This window comes from Streptomyces sp. NPDC055254 (assembly GCF_053606025.1).
Genome location: NZ_JBSGQV010000005.1, coordinates 312275 through 328814, shown reverse-complemented (window position 1 = coordinate 328814; position 16540 = coordinate 312275). Strand labels below are relative to the sequence as shown.

Genomic DNA, 16540 nt, shown 5'->3' with positions numbered 1-16540 from the left:
CCCCCGGGGCCCGCCGGCGCGCCCGGGGCCGCGGGCACGACCGGCGCGGACGGCGCCCCCGGGGCCGGAGTCCCGGGCGGGACTGTCGGCGCCGCTGCCCCGGTCGGGGCCCACGGGGGCGTCGGGTCGGCTGCGGTGCAGCTGGGGCCGATGCCGGTCGATGCCGCCGCCCGGCAGGCCGGGCAGGAGCGGGAACGGGCCGCCGCCCGGGCCGCCGCGGCCCGGCCCGCGTGGATCACCCTGGCGCGGCCCGCCGAAGCCGCCCCCGTCCCTGCGGCGACCCTCGCCGCGGTGCTCGCCTCCGGTCTCGCCTGCGCCCTGCTCCTCGGTGACGGCATGGGCCCCGGCCTGCTGCTCGCGGTGGTGCCCGCCGTCGTCGCCGCGTACGCCGCCGCCCGCGCGGCCGGCCGTACCGCCCGCCCGTGGACGCTCGTCTGGGCGGCCGGCTGCCTCGCCCTGCTCGCCGTACCCGCCCTGCGGGACTCCGCGTGGCCTTCGACGCTCGCGATCCTCTCCGCCGTCCTGTTGGGCGCGCTCGCCCTGCACGGCAGCCGCACCTGGCCCGGCGTCCTGCTCAGCCCCTTCGGCTTCCTCGGCGCCGCCCGGTCCGGAGCCGGCTGGGCCTGGGCCGGCGTCCGCGCGCGCGGCGGGTCCGGCAAGGACCGCTGGCTGCCCGTGGCCAGGGCGGCCGCCGTCGCCGTGGTCCTCCTGATCCTGTTCGGGGCGCTCTTCGCCTCGGCCGACGCCGCCTTCGCGGACCTGCTGGGCAACCTGACGCCCGACGTCTCCGTCGCCGACGGGCCCGCCCGTACCGCCCTCTTCCTGGTGGGCACGCTCCTCGCGCTCGCCGCCGCCCGGGCGGCCGCGGCCCCGCTGCGCTGGGACCGCGTCGTGGTGACGCCCGGCAAGCCGAGGGCCCGCCTCGAATGGGCCCTTCCGCTCGTCGTCCTGAACCTGCTGTTCGCCGGCTTCAACGCCGTACAGCTGGCCGTGCTGTTCGGTGGTTACGACAGGGTCCTGGACAGCACCGGGCTCACGTACGCCGCGTACGCCCGACAGGGCTTCTGGCAGCTGCTGTGGGCCACGCTCCTCACCCTCGGCGTGATCGCGCTCGCCCTGCGCTGGGCACCGCGCGAGGGGGCGGGTGACCGTCGCTTCGTCCGTGTCGTCCTCGGGACCCTGTGCGCGATGACGCTGGTGGTCGTCGCGTCCGCGCTGCGCCGGATGGACCTCTACGTGGACGCGTACGGGCTGACCCGGCTGCGCGTGTCGGTCGCGGCGATGGAGCTGTGGCTCGGGCTGGTCATCGTGCTGATCATGGCGGCGGGCGTGTTCGGCGCACGCTGGCTGCCCCGCGCGTTCGCGGGCAGCGCGGCGGCCGCCGCGCTGGTCTTCGGGCTGCTGTCCCCGGACGGGATGGTCGCCGAGCGGAACGTCGCCCGCTACCAGGCAGCCGGCAAGATCGACCTGGCCTACTTCCAGTCCCTCTCGGCGGACGCGGCGCCCGCGCTGGACGCGCTGCCCGAGCCCCAACGGTCCTGCGCGCTGCGCGGGATAAGCAACGATCTGGCCGAGACGCGGAACGCCCCCTGGTACGCCGTGAGCTTCGGCGAGTACCGGGCCCGGCAGATCCTGCGGGAGCGTCCCGTGACGGTCACCTTCGAGGTCTGCGCGCGTCTGGGCACCTTCGGCAGCCGTACCGCGAGGTACTGAGGCCGACTCGATCGGGCGATTCGGCGTGCCGGTTCGGCTGACGGAACGAGCCGGCCGCTGCGCCTTCGCGAACGCGACCCGAAACGCCGGCCCCCGCTCCGGCGGGGTCGACCGGTGCGTCGCACCTCGGTCCGCTCCGTCGGCGGGAGAAGCCGGAACCGCAGCGGCGCAGAAGGTGATCGGACGACCGAATCCGGTGGTGGGGGCGGGCACGGCGGCGACACGTCCGATCCGCGCGAGGGTGTGCGCGAGCGAAACGGGGGGTCCGGACGTCAGGTGATCGACCGACCCGCGGCAGGCGCGACGGCCCGGGAGGCGCGGCGCGGCAGGACGGGCCCGAGGGCGTCCCGCGGTCGGGCCGGGAGGGCGTGGCGCGCGTCGGACCCGGGCCGGGGTGTGCAGGCGGCGCGGGGCGGCGTAACCTTGCTGGCGCCATGCCGTACGAAGCACCCACCCACACCGTCGAACGCTCCCTCCGTGCAACCACCGGCGCCAAGGTCATCGCCGGGGTCGACGAAGTCGGACGAGGGGCCTGGGCCGGTCCCGTCACCGTGTGTGCGGCGATCACCGGCCTGCGCCGGCCGCCCGCAGGGCTCACCGACTCCAAACTGCTCACTCCCAAGCGGCGCGACGCCCTCGTCGGCGTGCTGGAGGACTGGGTCAGCGCGTATGCCCTCGGGCACGCCTCCCCGGAGGAGATAGACGACCTGGGCATGACCGCCGCGCTGCGGCTGGCGGCGGAGCGGGCCCTCGGGGCCCTGCCCGTGCGGCCCGACGCGGTCATCCTCGACGGCAAGCACAACTACCTCGGGGCGCCCTGGCAGGTCCGTACCGTGATCAAGGGCGACCAGTCCTGCGTCGCCGTCGCCGCGGCCTCGGTCATCGCCAAGGTGCGGCGCGACCGCATGATGGCCGAACTCGGCGAACCGGGTTGCGGCATCGAGGGTTTCGCCTTCGGGGCCAACGCGGGATACCCCTCGCCCGTGCACCGCGCGGCGCTGGAGGAGCTGGGGCCCACCCCCTACCACCGGCTCTCGTGGTCGTACCTCGACGCGTTGCCCCGCTGGCGCCACCTGAAGAAGGTGCGCCGCAGCGAGGAGTCGACGGAACTGGAAAACGGAGGCCAACTCGGCTTCGATTTCTGATCGCACCCATGTGCCACCGGCCGGTACGTTTCGTACCGGTGTTTTGATAGATATCAACTCATGCCTCTCACACCCGCCATCGAGGAGCCTCAGATTCACGAGAGTGCCCAGGGTCCCCGCGTCACGCCGGCCGCGAGCCGCACCGCGCAGACTCCCCGTCCCGTACCTGGTCCGCGTCCCGCCGCCGTACCGCGGCCCGGACGCCCCGGTCCCGTCCTGCCCGCACCGCCCGCGCAGAGGGCGCCGCAGGTGCCCGCCGGGCCCGTTCCCGCAGCCTCCGCCGCGCCGTCCGTCTCCGCCGCGGTGCCGCAGGTCCAGCTGATCCCGGCCTCCGCCGAGGGTGCGCTGGACGCGGCCGACGAGGCCGTGGACCTGCTGCTCGACGCCGGGCGCGCGCCCGGCGACATCCTGGTGCTCACCAGTGGCGACCCGCACCCGTGGGCCGCGCACGAGCTGTCCTTCGGCGAGGCCGCTTACTGGGCCCTGCACGACGCCGGGGACGACGTCTTCTACGCGGACGCGGCGCAGGTCCAGCGCACCGACGGCCGTGCCGTCGTGGTCTTCGCGGCCAACGGCGGACCGGGTGACGCGCTCGCCGGGACGCTGCCGGTCGCTCTCGCGCGAGCGGGTGCGCTGCTGATCGTGTGCGGCGACGCGCAGCAGATCAACTCCGTCCTGGGCGCGGGCGTCTGACGTCCCGTATCCCGGCGTGGGCAAGCGGCGGGGCGGGCCGCAGCGGGGCCGGCCCCGCCCCAGCCCGGTCCGAGCCGACGTCCGCCCGCAGCGGGTGTACGGCCACGGGTCTGCCCCGAGCGGCTCGGCCGGGGGCGCCGGTGTGAGCGGTCAGCGCGCGGCGGTCCTGCGCAGGGCCTCCGCCGCGCCTCCCCCCGAGTGCAGGGCGAGCGGGGCGAACTCGGCTGCCGTGTCGCCGAGATGCTGGGGGCGCGAGTCCGAACCGGGCTGCCTGCCGCCGCGTCCCTCGCCCAGGACCTGCCAACCGCCGCGGGTCAGCGTGATGTAGGCGCCGCACCGCAGCCCGTGCAGGGTGCAGGCGTCCCGCAGCCCCCACATCCAAGCTCCGTCCTCCTCGGTCCACCGCTCGTCCCCCTCGCGGCAGTAGAGCAGGACCGCGGTCCGCACCGGGGTCCGCCGCCGCAGGTCGTGCGGCAGGACCCGGCGCAGCCGGGACAGCAGGGCGTTGCGGTACTCCCAGCCGTCGGCCGAGCTCGACCGCTGCACGAAGGAGGCGCTGGCCACCAGCCGCTCCTCCGGGCCGAGTACGGCGATCACGGCGGTGGACGGCACGGGGCTGTGCCGGGAGTGCAGGCCGCTGACGACCTCGCGCGGATTGCGCAGCAGCGGGATGCCGGCCGCGGTCCACTCGGCGGGTTCGAGCAGCCTGCCGTGCCGGCTGGCACCACCGGTGGACATGGCCAGGGACGTGGTCGATGGCGGGGCGAATCCGAAGGTCACGGTCCTCCCTTCGGGTACACGCCCGCGGACGGGCACGGCTGGAGTGCGGGCGCGCCGCAGCACGGCCCAGGAGGGTGCCGGGAAGCCGAGCGGGAGCACTCCAATTCTCGCGTGGCCGCCGAGCATGCGGCAACGAGCAATTGGCGCAGCCGACCGGAATTCGCCGGTATGCCGTTCATATCCTTGCCCCGCCGCGCCGTGGACGACGCATGGGGCTACGGCTGGAGCGCCAGCACCAGCGGGAACACCTCCTTCGCGCCGGAACGCCGCAGCAGCCGCGCGGCCACGGCGAGCGTCCAGCCGCTCTCCGCACGGTCGTCCACGAGGAGCACGGGGCCCGCCGCCCGCGCGAGGGCTTCCGCCAGGTCCGCCGGCACGGCCAGGGCCTGGTGGAGCCCCCGAACCCGCTGGGCGCTGTTCGAGGAGGGCAGGCCGAACTCCGGGACCTGATCCGTGTACGCGAGCGATCCCAGCAGCGGCATCCGTCCCACCTCGGCGATCCGCGCGGCCAGGGAGCCGACCAGCTGGGGCCGGCCGCGCGAGGGCAGGGCGACCACGCCCACGGGGCGGGCGGGGGCGTCCGGGGCGCCTGACGCCCAACCGCCGGGTCCCCGGGCCCAGTCGGCGAGGACGGCCACTACGGCCTGCGCCACGTCGTCCGCAATCGGCGCGTCGGGTGTCTGGGGGGCCAGCATGGGGCGCAGCCGGTTGCCCCAGCCGATGTCGGACAGCCGGCCCAGTGCCCGGCCCGTCGAGGCCTGCTCCCCGGCCGGGATGCGGCCCTTGAGGTCGACGCCGACCGCCGCGAGCCCGGTCGGCCACATCTTGCGGGGCTCCAACTCCACGCCCGGGCGGCCGAGCTCGCCGCGGGCGGTGTCCAGGGCGGTGGAGGAGACCTCCGCCGTGAAGCGGGCTCCGGCGCAGTTGTCGCAGCGGCCGCAGGGAGCCGCCTCCTCGTCGTCGAGCTGTCGGCGCAGGAACTGCATCCGGCAGTCCGTCGCGGCCGCGTAGTCGCGCATGGCCTGCTGCTCGGCGGCCCGCTGCCGGGCCACCCAGGCGTAGCGCTGGGCGTCGTACACCCATGGCTCGCCCGTCGAGGTCCAGCCCCCCTTGACCCGGTGCACGGCACCGTCGACGTCGAGGACCTTGAGCATGGTCTCCAGCCGGGTGCGCCGCAGGTCGACGAGCGGCTCCAGGGCGGGCAGGGACAGCGGCCGACCCGCTTGGGCCAGGACGTCGAGGGTCCTGCGCACCTGCTCCTCCGGCGGGAAGGCCACCGAGGCGAAGTACTGCCAGATCGCCTCGTCCTCGCGGCCCGGCAGGAGGAGCACCTCGGCGTGCTCCACCCCGCGCCCGGCCCGACCGACCTGCTGGTAGTAGGCGATGGGGGAGGAGGGAGAGCCCAGGTGCACCACGAAGCCCAGGTCGGGCTTGTCGAAGCCCATACCGAGCGCGGAGGTGGCCACCAGCGCCTTGACCCGGTTCGCCTGGAGGTCGTCCTCGGCCTGCTGGCGGTCGGCGTTCTCCGTCTTGCCGGTGTACGAGGAGACGGTGTGCCCGCGGTGGCGCAGGTAGACGGTGACCTCCTCGGCCGCCGCCACGGTCAGGGTGTAGATGATCCCGGAGCCCGGCAGCTCCCCGAGGTGGTCGGCGAGCCAGGCCAGCCGGTGCGCGGCGTCGGGCAGGGTCAGCACGGCCAGGCTCAGGCTCTCGCGGTCCAGCGGGCCGCGGAGCACCAGTGCGTCGGTGCCGGCGCCCGTGCCCAGCTGCTCGGCGACATCGGCGGTGACGCGGGCGTTCGCCGTGGCCGTCGTGGCGAGTACGGGGACGCCCGGCGGGAGGTCGGCGAGCATGGTGCGCAGCCGGCGGTAGTCGGGGCGGAAGTCGTGCCCCCAGTCGGAGATGCAGTGGGCCTCGTCCACCACGAGCAGGCCGGTCGCGGCGGCGAGCTTGGGCAGGACCTGGTCGCGGAAGTCCGGGTTGTTGAGCCGCTCCGGGCTCACCAGCAGGACATCGACCTCGCCCGCGGCCACTTCGGCCTGGATCCCCTCCCATTCCTCGGGATTCGCGGAGTTGATGGTGCGTGCGCGGATGCCCGCCCGGGCGGCGGCCTCGACCTGATTGCGCATCAGCGCGAGGAGCGGAGAGACGATCACGGTGGGACCGGCGCCGCCGGCGCGCAGCAGGGAGGTCGCGACGAAGTACACGGCGGACTTGCCCCAGCCCGTGCGCTGCACGACCAGGGCCCTTCGCTTGTGCGCGACGAGGGCCTCGATCGCCTTCCACTGGTCCTCGCGCAGGGTGGCGGTGCCCGTGGGGTCGCCCACGAGACGGGCTAGGACGGAGTCGGCCGAGGACCTCAGGTCTGCGTTCATGCCCCCATGCAACCCGATGCCTGCGACATCGCGCCAATGCCGCTCTGCGCCTGTGGATGTTGAAAATCAAACAGTTATCCACAGGGCTTTCGGGATCGGGTCGTGCACGGGACCTTCGGGCCATGACGAACAACCACGAAGCACACAGCCCGTCCGACCGTCCCTTCCTCACCCCGACCGGTTCCGCCCCCGCCGCGCAGATCACCCTGCGCAGCCCGGCGGAACTGGCCGACGCCCTGCCCTACATGCTCGGCTTCCATCCGACCGACTCCCTCGTTCTGGTCGCCGTCCACGGCGAGGGCGGGCGCTTCGGGGGCCGGCTGCGCGTCGGCATTCCGACCGCTCCCGGCGAATGGGAGGACACCGCCCGGCAGGTGGCCGAATGCCTGATCCGGGGGAGCGAACGACGCGGCGCGAAGCCCGACGGCATCGTGCTCTACCTCTGCCTGGAGCCGCACGACGACGAGGGCGGCCAGCGGGTGATGACCCGCCTGCGACCACTCGCCCAGCGCATCAGGCTCGCCTGCGGCGCGCTGGACGTCCCCGTGCTGGAGGCCCTGTGCCTGTCCGCGGGCAGGTACTGGTCCTACGTCTGCCCCGACGCGCGCTGCTGCCCGGCCGAGGGCAGCCCCCTGGCGGCGGTCGGGACCTCGGTGATGGCCGCCACGGCCACCTTCGCCGGACTCCGGGTACGGGGCTCGCTCAAGGAGATCGAGGGCCGGCTGGCACCCCTGGGCGGGGCCGTGGCCGACGAGCTGGAACAGGCCCTGGACCGGGCGGCCGCCGCCTTGGTACCGAAGATCCTCGACGGCGCCTCCCGCCAGGAGGTCGGGGCGGAGACCGTCGCGCTGGCCCGGATGCTCATGCGGCGCATGACGCTCGCGCCACCTGTGGAGGGCGGCCCGCGTGCCGACGACTGGGACGACTCGCTGCTCGGCCACGACGAGGCGGCCTCCCTGATCATCGGCCTCCAGGACCGGGAGGTGCGGGACATCGCCGCCGAGTGGATGGAGGGCGAGGAGGCGGTCCCGGCCCTGCGGCTGTGGCGGGCCCTGGCCCGGCGCTGCGTGGGGGCGTACCGCGAGCACGCGGCGGCTCCCCTCACACTCGCGGGCTGGGTTTCCTGGTCCACCGGGGACGAGCCGACGGCCCGGATCGCGCTCGCCATGGCCCTGCGGGCGGACGCCGAGTACCGCTTCGCCCTGCTGCTCCACCACGCCTGCAACGAGGGCATCGATCCCGAGGGCTTGAGGCAGTGCCTGCGGGAGGAGCGGCGCCGCCGGGAGCCCAGGCGAAGGCGCCGTGCGGCCAGTACCCGGCCGTCGGGCCGCCGGGGTCGCAGGGCGCCCGGCCGTGAGTCCCGCCGGACCGCGGGGAGCGGGCAGTGAGCCCGGGAGGGCGCCCGGACCGCGGTGCGGCCGGGTGCCGGCTCCGGCGTCCGCTCGGGGCCGCACGGCGCAGGGCCGCCGGGCCCGCGGCCACGCGGACGGGGTACCGGCCCGTGACCCGGGCGGGGGTGGGGGCGTTCAGCTGGGGAGTGGTGGGGGCCCGGCCGCGCCGCCGCCGATCCGAACCGACCGGAGCGCAGAGAAGGCGACCCATGTCCCACCCCGCACCGCCCCGTCCCCCGGGCGTCATCGCCGCCCGCAGACCCGAGCTGCCGCCCGTGCACGGCGCCATCATCTGTGTCGCGGCCCCCGGCCTGGTCATCTCGCCGGAGCACGGCCAGCTGACCGGGAACGGGATCGACGGGATCTACCATTCGGGGCGCCGGCTGCTGTCCCGTTGCGTGCTGCGCATCGCGGGACGGGATCCGGTCGCGGTCCAGGGGCGCCGCCTGGGGCCGGACCGGGCCGTGTTCACGGCGACCGTGCGCACCGGGGCCGAGCCCGGTCCCGATCCGGACATCGGGGTGGAGCGGATCCGGCACGCGGACGGCACGGAGCGGATCACCGTGCGCAGCTTCGCCGCCCGCCCCGTACGGATCCCCGTAGAGGTACTGCTCGGCACCGACCTGGCGGAGCTGGCCGACGTGGCCGCCGGCCGGTCCCGGCCCGAGCTGCCCGCCGGAGTGTGTGCGGCCGGGTTGCGGTGGAGCGCCGGCGGGGCGCAGACCGTCACGGCCGCCGTGCCGCCGCCCGACGACGCGCTCGCCTCGGCCGGGCTGCTGCGCTGGCAACTGGAACTGGGGCCCGGAGAAGCCCGCGTCATCGAGCTGCGGACGACACGGGACCGCGGCGCGCGCGCCTCCGCGGGACAGGTGGCCAACCCCTTGGCCGACGCCCGTGCCGAAGCGGACGATCCGCGGGCGCAGGAGTGGTTCCGGACCGGCGTCGAGGACCTGCGGGCCCTGCTGCTGAGAGATGCGGAACAACCGGGCGACGCTTTCGCGGCGGCGGGTGTGCCGTGGCGGCTGGGGCTCGCCCCGGCGGAGTCGCTCTGGGCCGCGAGGATGGCCCTGCCCCTGGGCACCGGGCTCGCCGGGGCCACCCTGCGCGTCCTGGCCCGGTCCCAGACCGACGGACCGGGCTCGGAGGCGGGGAGGATCCCCGGCCCGCTGCGCGGGGCGGGTCCGCAGCTCCCACCGGGGTGCACCGGAACGGAGGCGACGCTGGCCTTCCCGGCGGTGCTGGCCGAGGCTCGGCTGTGGGGGATGCCGGAGGAGGAAGTGGCCCGGCTCCTCCCGGCCGCCGAACGGTGCCTGGGCTGGCTGCGCGGCGCCCTGGGGGAGGACGGCTTCGTGGCCGATCCGGACCCGGGGCCCCGGCGCTGCGAGACCCAGGCCCATGCCCACCGGGCCGCGCTGCTCGGCGCCGACCTGCTCGACGGCTGCGGGAGGCCCGGCGCGCAGGAGTGGCGGGACTTCGCGCGAGCGCTGCGGGACAGGTTCCGGTCCGCGTTCTGGATCGACGGCCCGGACGGCGGCAGGCCGGCGGCCGCGCTCCACCCCGACGGGCGGCCCCTGCCCCGGCTGACGGGGGCGGCCGTCCATCTGCTGGACACCGGTCTGCTCGGGGGCGGCCGCCTCGCCGCCGGGCTGCTGGACCGTTCCTGCACGGAGCGACTGGCCCGGTTGCTCGGGGCGCCCGGCATGGACTGCGGTTGGGGGCTGCGGAGCATGGCGGCCAGGGAGCCCGGGCACAACCCGTTCGGCCATCGCTCCGGAGCGGTGCGGGCGTACGAGAGCGCCGTGGCCGTCGCCGGTCTGGCCCAAGCGGGCTTCGAGAAGGAGGCGGCCGGCCTGCTCCGGGGCCTGCTGGACGCGGCGGAGAGCTTCGGGTACCGACTGCCGGAGATGTTCGCCGCGGAGCAGCGCACCGCCGGCAGCGCACCGCTCCCGCACCCCGCCGCGTGCCGCCCCGCCGCGGTGGCCGCGGCGGCGGGGATCCATGTGCTGACCGCCCTCGCGGGGATCCGCCCCGACGCCCCTCGGGGCACGGTCGCACTGGTCCCCCTCCCGGGCGCGCCGCTGGGTGCGCTGCGGCTCTCGGGCCTGCGCGTATCGGGGGAGCCGTTCGCCGTCCGGATCAGCAGGCTGGGGCTCGCGATGGTGGAGGAGGCCGCGGATGCGCTCCAACTGGGCGGCTAGTGCGGTGACCGGCATGGTCCACCGGGTCGCGGCCGCCGGGCACGGCGGCTCATCCCCCGGCCTTCGTCCGGGGGGACCCCCAGGTGGTCGGACCACCCGAGTACGTCCCGTACGACCCGCGGCCCTCCGCCGTGCGACGCACCGCACCGGACGCCGCGACCCGGCAAACCCTTCCGCCCGCGGCACCAAGCACTGGATCAGTGCCCTCAAGGTCTTCAAAGCGCTGTTTATCGTCAGGCAGACGACTATGATCGCGGCATGTCGCCCTACGACCCGTCGGCCTTTCCGCCCTTCGCCGTCACCGTCGACCTGGTCGTGCTCACCGTGCGGCGCCACGCGCTCTGCGCGCTGGTCGTCCGCCGAGGTGAGCAGCCGTTCCAGGGCCGCTGGGCACTGCCCGGTGGATTCGTCCGGGAAGACGAGGATCTCGCGGCCGCCGCGGCGCGGGAGCTCGCCGAGGAGACGGGGCTGTGCGCGCACGACCCGGCCGCGCAGGGCGTGGGCAACGGCGCGCATCTCGAACAGCTGGCGACGTACGGGGATCCGAAGCGGGATCCGCGGATGCGTGTCGTCAGCGTGGCGCACCTGGTGCTGGCCCCGGACCTGCCCGCGCCCCGGGCCGGCGGAGATGCCAACAGCGCGCGCTGGGCCCCCGTCGACGAGGTGCTGGCCGCCGACGGCGAGTCCGCCGCGGGCCTCGCCTTCGACCATGCCCGCATCCTCGACGACGGCGTGGAACGCGCCCGATCCAAGATCGAGTACTCCTCCCTGGCCACCGCCTTCTGCCCGCCCGAGTTCACCGTCGGCGAGCTGCGCCGGGTCTACGAGGCCGTCTGGGGCGTGGCCCTCGATCCGCGGAACTTCCACCGCAAGGTCACCGGGACCCCCGGGTTCCTGGTGCCGGCCGGAGGGACGACGACCCGTCAGGGCGGACGTCCGGCCCAGCTGTTCCGCGCCGGCGGGGCCACCCTGCTCAACCCGCCCATGCTGCGCCCGGAGATCTGACCCGGCGACACCACCCCCAGAAGCGGGCCCGGTACGTCGAAAATCTGACATATCGCGTTATCTTGTTTGCGGTACTCACGCTGCCGCAGAGCGGTCTCACCCCCGCGAGAGAAGCGATGCTCCAGGCCATCGGAATCACCAGCGCCCCCCGCCCCGCCGCCCCGCCCCTCGTGGACGACCTCACCTTCGAGGCTCGCCCGGGGACCGTGACCGCCCTGCTCGGAGAGCCGGGATCGGGCAAGACCACGGCCCTGCGGCTCATGCTCGAACTCGAACCGGGCCGCGGCGTCACCTACTTCCGCGGTCGTCCGCTGCACCGGGTCCCGCACCCCGGCCGGGAGGTCGGCGTACTGCTCGGCGACGTCCCCGGGAATCCAGCCCGGACCGTCCGCAACCAGCTGCGGATGCTGTGCGCCGCCGCCGGGGTGCCGGCTTCCCGGGCCGACACCATGCTGGAGGTCGTCGGCATCGGGGGCCTGCGGGACCAGCGGCTCGGCTCGCTCTCGCTCGGAATGGAGCGCAGGGTCGCGCTTGCCGCGGCGCTGATCGCCGACCCGTGCACCCTGCTCCTTGACGAGCCCGGCGCCGGCCTCTCCCCCCGGGAGCGGGGCTGGCTGCACGCGCTGCTGCGCGGCCGCGCGGCCCTCGGTGGAGTGGTCCTCTTCACCACGGCCGACGCCAAGGAGGCCGCCCGCAGTGCCGACCGGGTCGTGAGCATCGAGGCCGGCCGCCTCGTCGCCGACCAGGACGCCGCCGAGTTCGCCCGGACCCGGTTGCGGCCCAGGGTCGCCGTGCGCACTCCGCACGCGGCCCGCCTGGCCGACGTACTGGGCCGGGAGGCGAGGGCGGCGCAGCGCGCGGTGGAGATCGTCGAGGAGAGCGGCAGCCGCCTGTCCGTGTACGGCAGCAACTGCGCCGAGATCGGAGAGGCGGCCTTCCGGCACGGCGTCCTGGTGCACCAGCTCGCCGACGAGACGGGCGACGCCGGAGCGCCCGCGTCGCCGGTACCGCACGCCCGCGCGGGAGCGGCGGCCCCGGCCGTGCCCGGCGGGGCCCGCGGGGAGGCCTTCGCGGAGGAGGCGCCCGGTCCTTCCCGGCGCGGCCCGTCCGGGCGGCCCGCCTCGACGGTGCGTCGGGTGAGCGGGCCGCTGCGGCCGCTGCGCTACGAACTGCTCCGGGTTTTCGGCACCGCCACCCCCGTGCTGACCGCCGCCGTCGTCGTCTGCGTCTCCGTCCTGACCGCCCTGGTGCTGGCGCGCGTCGGGAACACCCCGCAGAACCGGTTGCTCGCCGCCTGGCCGGAGCTGTTGCCGCTCCCGCCCGCCGCCCTCGGCGCGGGGCTGCTCGGCGCCCTGGCCTTCGGTGAGGAGTACCGCTACCCCGCGCTCGCCGCCGATCGCGGGACCGTCCCCCGCCGGATGGGGCTGCTCACCGCCAAGCTGGGCATGTGCGCGGCCCTCGCCCTGCTGCTGGGCGCCCTGACCGTGACGGCCGACGCGGCGGCCCTGGCCCTGGTCTTCGGCGACGGCCCGCTGCGGCCGCCCGCGCAGTGGATCTCCCCCGCGGCGAGTTGGGCCGGGCTGCTCATCGGGTGCGCCTGGTCCGGCGTCCTCGCCTCCGGCGTCTTCCGGTCCGCCACCGCCGGCCTGGCCGCCGTGCTGGCCGTACCGGTGATGGTGGTCCCGCTGGTGCGCAGGGTGCTGGAGGACCCGTCCGCGTACCCGGTGACCGGGCTCGTGCACCGGCTGCGGAGCCTGACCTGGGTCCAGTGGCCGCCCGAGGCGGACCGGCTCGTCCTCGGGGCCCTCAGGGTGATGGCCCAACCCGTCGGAACGGCACTGGTGTTGTCGCTGATCGTCCTGTTGTGCGCCTATGGGTTCACCGGACTGCGCAGCAGGGTCCGTTGGTGATCGTTCCGATGCGGGAGAAGTCCTCCAAGGGACCGTTGAAGTCCACCTGGCGTGATGCGGATCGCAACTCCGCGTAGAAGGCCCGCTTCTTTGCGATAAGTCGTCAATTGCGTAGGTGGCACCGATCACCCTTTCGTGTGCTTTTCACCAAAGACCTCAAGGGTCATGGAGACACGGCCGACAAAGGATTCGTGAGTACCCTTGCGCACACCATGATGACCGCCGCCCGCCACGCCGACTCCGGCCTCGCCGGTCCGGGCGAACTCGACCGCTACCCCTACGCGGAGGCCTCCGGATCCGACCGTGTCGCAGCGCCCCACTGGGACGGCGCCGACGTCGAGTTGAGCCGGGTGGGCCGCCGGGCGGCCGGCAGCCGCGGCCGCGGACTGCACGGCCAACTCGTCCAGCAGCTCGGCCAGATGATCGTCTCCGGTGACCTCGGTGCGGACCGCCCCCTGGTCCCTGAGGAGATCGGGCAGCGGTTCGAGGTCTCCCGTACGGTCGTCCGCGAATCGCTGCGGGTCCTGGAGGCCAAGGGCCTCGTCAGCGCCCGCCCCAACGTGGGCACCCGGGTCCGCCCCGTCGCCGACTGGAACCTTCTCGACCCCGACATCATCGAGTGGCGGGCCTACGGTCCCCAGCGCGACGACCAGCGCCGCGAGCTCAATGAGCTCCGCTGGACCATCGAGCCGCTCGCCGCCCGCCTCGCCGCCGGCCACGGGCGCCCCGACATCCAGCAGCGCCTTTCCGACATGGTCGAGATCATGGGCCACGCCCTCGGTCAGGGCGACTCGATCACCTTCGCCCGCGCGGACAACGAGTTCCACTCGCTCCTCATCCAGGTCGCCGGCAACCGCATGCTGGAGCACCTCTCCAGCATCGTCTCCTCGGCCCTCCATGTCTCCGGCAGCCCGATCACCGCCTGCGACCGGCCCAGCGAGACCGGCGTCGCCCACCATGCGCGGATGGCCGAGGCCCTCGCCGCGGGCGACGCGACGGGCGCGGAGAACGCCATGCGGCAGCTCCTGACGGTGCATCCGGAGGTCGAGCGCGTGGTCCCCGCCCCGCGCGAGCACTGACGGACGGGCGCGCGGGGGTGTCATCAGGTGTCGCCGGGCCCGGTCGGGTCCGGCGACACCGGCGTCCGGGCCCGACCGGCCCGGCCCCCTTCGAGCTGGTCCTGAGAGCCGGCATCCCCGAGCCCCGCGCCGCGCACCGGGACCCGCACGCCCGGACCCGCACGCCTGACCCGCACGCCTGACCCGCACGCCTGACCCCCACCCGGGACCGTCGCGCCGGCTCCGTTCCCCCGCCCCGGCCCGCCCCCGTACAGCTGGGACGGGACGCGCCGGAACCCTCCGTATGGCCCTATGACCGGCATCGCGGCATACGGGGTGTGACTCGGGCCACGAAGATTGGGCGTAACGCTGCGCGAGGTCACGCGATGACTTAAGAGGTGATGGCCGACGGAGGGAAGACAGCAGCCCTTGGGGATGCTGTGCAGCTCCCCGGTCCCTGCCCACGCCCCCGGCCCATCCCCAGTCGGTGGTCGTCGGCTCCGGTTCAGCACCACCAGGCCCGGGGTCGGAAGCCGTTTCCATCGTTCCGAGAGGTTGTTCGTGTCGGCCAGCACATCCCGTACGCTCCCGCCGGAGATCGCCGATTCCGAGTCTGTGATGGCGCTCATCGAGCGGGGCAAGGCCGAGGGGCAGATCGCCGGCGATGACGTGCGTCGGGCCTTCGAGGCTGACCAGATTCCTGCGACCCAGTGGAAGAATGTTCTGCGCAGCCTCAACCAGATCCTCGAGGAAGAGGGTGTGACGCTGATGGTCAGTGCCGCGGAGTCGCCCAAGCGCACCACCCGCAAGAGCGTCGCGGCGAAGAGCCCGGCCAAGCGGACGGCCACCAAGACCGTCGCGGCGAAGACGGCGACGGCGCGGCCCGCGGCCACCGCCCCGGCGGCGGACACCACGGACCCGGACACCACGGACGCCTTGGCGGAGGAGCCGGCGGCCGAGCCCGCCGCCGCCAAGAAGACCGCTGCGAAGAAGACGGCGGCCAAGAAGGCGGCGCCCGCCAAGAAGACCGCTGCGAAGAAGACGGCGGCCAAGAAGACCGCCTCCAAGAAGGACGCCGACGAGGCCGGGGACGACGAGACCCCGGACGAGGGTCCCGAGGCCGCCAAGGGCGAGGCGGACGAAGAGGAGGAGGGCGGCGAGAACAAGGGCTTCGTCATCTCCGACGACGAGGACGACGCCCCCGCCCAGCAGGTCGTCGTGGCAGGTGCCACCGCCGACCCGGTCAAGGACTACCTCAAGCAGATCGGCAAGGTCCCCCTCCTCAACGCCGAGCAGGAGGTCGAACTCGCCAAGCGCATCGAGGCCGGTCTCTTCGCCGAGGACAAGCTGGCGAACTCCGACAAGCTGGCGCCCAAGCTCAAGCGCGAGCTGGAGATCATCGCCGAGGACGGCCGGCGCGCGAAGAACCACCTGCTGGAGGCCAACCTCCGCCTCGTGGTCTCCCTCGCCAAGCGCTACACCGGCCGCGGCATGCTCTTCCTGGACCTCATCCAGGAGGGCAACCTGGGTCTGATCCGCGCGGTCGAGAAGTTCGACTACACCAAGGGCTACAAGTTCTCCACCTATGCCACGTGGTGGATCCGGCAGGCGATCACGCGCGCCATGGCCGACCAGGCCCGCACGATCCGCATCCCCGTGCACATGGTCGAGGTCATCAACAAGCTCGCCCGCGTGCAGCGCCAGATGCTCCAGGACCTGGGCCGCGAGCCCACCCCGGAGGAGCTGGCCAAGGAACTCGACATGACCCCGGAGAAGGTCATCGAGGTCCAGAAGTACGGCCGCGAGCCGATCTCCCTGCACACGCCGCTCGGCGAGGACGGCGACAGCGAGTTCGGTGACCTCATCGAGGACTCCGAGGCCGTCGTCCCGGCGGACGCCGTGAGCTTCACGCTCCTGCAGGAGCAGCTGCACTCGGTGCTCGACACCCTCAGCGAGCGCGAGGCCGGCGTGGTCTCGATGCGCTTCGGCCTCACGGACGGCCAGCCGAAGACCCTGGACGAGATCGGCAAGGTCTACGGCGTCACGCGCGAGCGGATCCGCCAGATCGAGTCCAAGACCATGTCGAAGCTGCGCCACCCGTCCCGCTCCCAGGTGCTGCGCGACTACCTGGACTGATCGGACGGACTGTCGGCGTTGCCGGCGGGGACGGCGGTGGGGGTGGGGCCCGCGCGGGGGGGCCCGCGACCCGCCGCCCGCAACCGGGGGTGGGGGTATCACAAACAGCCAAAGCGGCGACCTGAGAGGAGACCAT

11 protein-coding genes are annotated in these 16540 nt (G+C 74.5%); 9 read left to right on the top strand and 2 right to left on the bottom strand.

The annotated features are described in order from the left end of the window. The 3 genes from ACWFQ8_RS08340 to ACWFQ8_RS08330 form a co-directional block, all read left to right on the top strand. On the top strand, positions 1-1713 hold a 1713-nt coding region (locus ACWFQ8_RS08340), incomplete at its 5' end, for a DUF4153 domain-containing protein (RefSeq protein WP_453785399.1). A gap of 434 nt (positions 1714-2147) precedes the next feature. Further along, a complete protein-coding gene (locus ACWFQ8_RS08335; RefSeq protein WP_453785398.1) occupies positions 2148-2858 on the top strand; it encodes a ribonuclease HII in 711 nt (236 codons plus the stop codon). 60 nt (positions 2859-2918) lie between these two features. Then, complete coding sequence (locus ACWFQ8_RS08330) at positions 2919-3551, top strand: hypothetical protein (protein WP_453785397.1); 633 nt, start codon at positions 2919-2921, stop codon at positions 3549-3551. Positions 3552-3701: 150 nt separating this feature from the next. On the opposite strand, the gene ACWFQ8_RS08325 is transcribed toward ACWFQ8_RS08330, so the two are convergent. Together ACWFQ8_RS08325 and ACWFQ8_RS08320 are read right to left on the bottom strand one after the other, a co-directional pair. Next, the gene (locus ACWFQ8_RS08325) at positions 3702-4331 is read right to left on the bottom strand and encodes a hypothetical protein (RefSeq protein ID WP_453785396.1); all 630 of its coding nucleotides are present in this window, start codon (positions 4329-4331) and stop codon (positions 3702-3704) included. 215 nt (positions 4332-4546) lie between these two features. Continuing rightward, a complete protein-coding gene (locus ACWFQ8_RS08320; protein ID WP_453785395.1) occupies positions 4547-6706 on the bottom strand; it encodes a RecQ family ATP-dependent DNA helicase in 2160 nt (719 codons plus the stop codon). A 122-nt stretch (positions 6707-6828) separates the two neighbouring features. Between ACWFQ8_RS08320 and ACWFQ8_RS08315 the strand changes: the two genes are divergently transcribed. The 6 genes from ACWFQ8_RS08315 to ACWFQ8_RS08290 all read left to right on the top strand — a co-directional run bounded on the left by ACWFQ8_RS08315 (position 6829) and on the right by ACWFQ8_RS08290 (position 16404). After that, positions 6829-8094: a DUF4192 domain-containing protein gene (locus tag ACWFQ8_RS08315; RefSeq protein WP_453785394.1), complete on the top strand. Its 1266-nt coding sequence runs from the start codon at positions 6829-6831 to the stop codon at positions 8092-8094. A 212-nt stretch (positions 8095-8306) separates the two neighbouring features. Beyond that, positions 8307-10295 (top strand): glycogen debranching N-terminal domain-containing protein, encoded by a 1989-nt coding sequence (locus ACWFQ8_RS08310; protein ID WP_453785393.1) that lies wholly within the window; start codon positions 8307-8309, stop codon positions 10293-10295. Between the two features lie 258 nt (positions 10296-10553). Continuing rightward, entirely contained in the window at positions 10554-11300 is a 747-nt protein-coding gene (locus ACWFQ8_RS08305) for an NUDIX hydrolase (RefSeq protein WP_453785392.1), read from the top strand. A gap of 116 nt (positions 11301-11416) precedes the next feature. Continuing rightward, positions 11417-13210 (top strand): ATP-binding cassette domain-containing protein, encoded by a 1794-nt coding sequence (locus ACWFQ8_RS08300; protein ID WP_453785417.1) that lies wholly within the window; start codon positions 11417-11419, stop codon positions 13208-13210. A gap of 137 nt (positions 13211-13347) precedes the next feature. Further along, complete coding sequence (locus ACWFQ8_RS08295) at positions 13348-14289, top strand: FadR/GntR family transcriptional regulator (protein WP_453785391.1); 942 nt, start codon at positions 13348-13350, stop codon at positions 14287-14289. Between the two features lie 534 nt (positions 14290-14823). Continuing rightward, positions 14824-16404 (top strand): RNA polymerase sigma factor, encoded by a 1581-nt coding sequence (locus ACWFQ8_RS08290; RefSeq protein ID WP_453785390.1) that lies wholly within the window; start codon positions 14824-14826, stop codon positions 16402-16404. Positions 16405-16540: the final 136 nt, after the last annotated feature.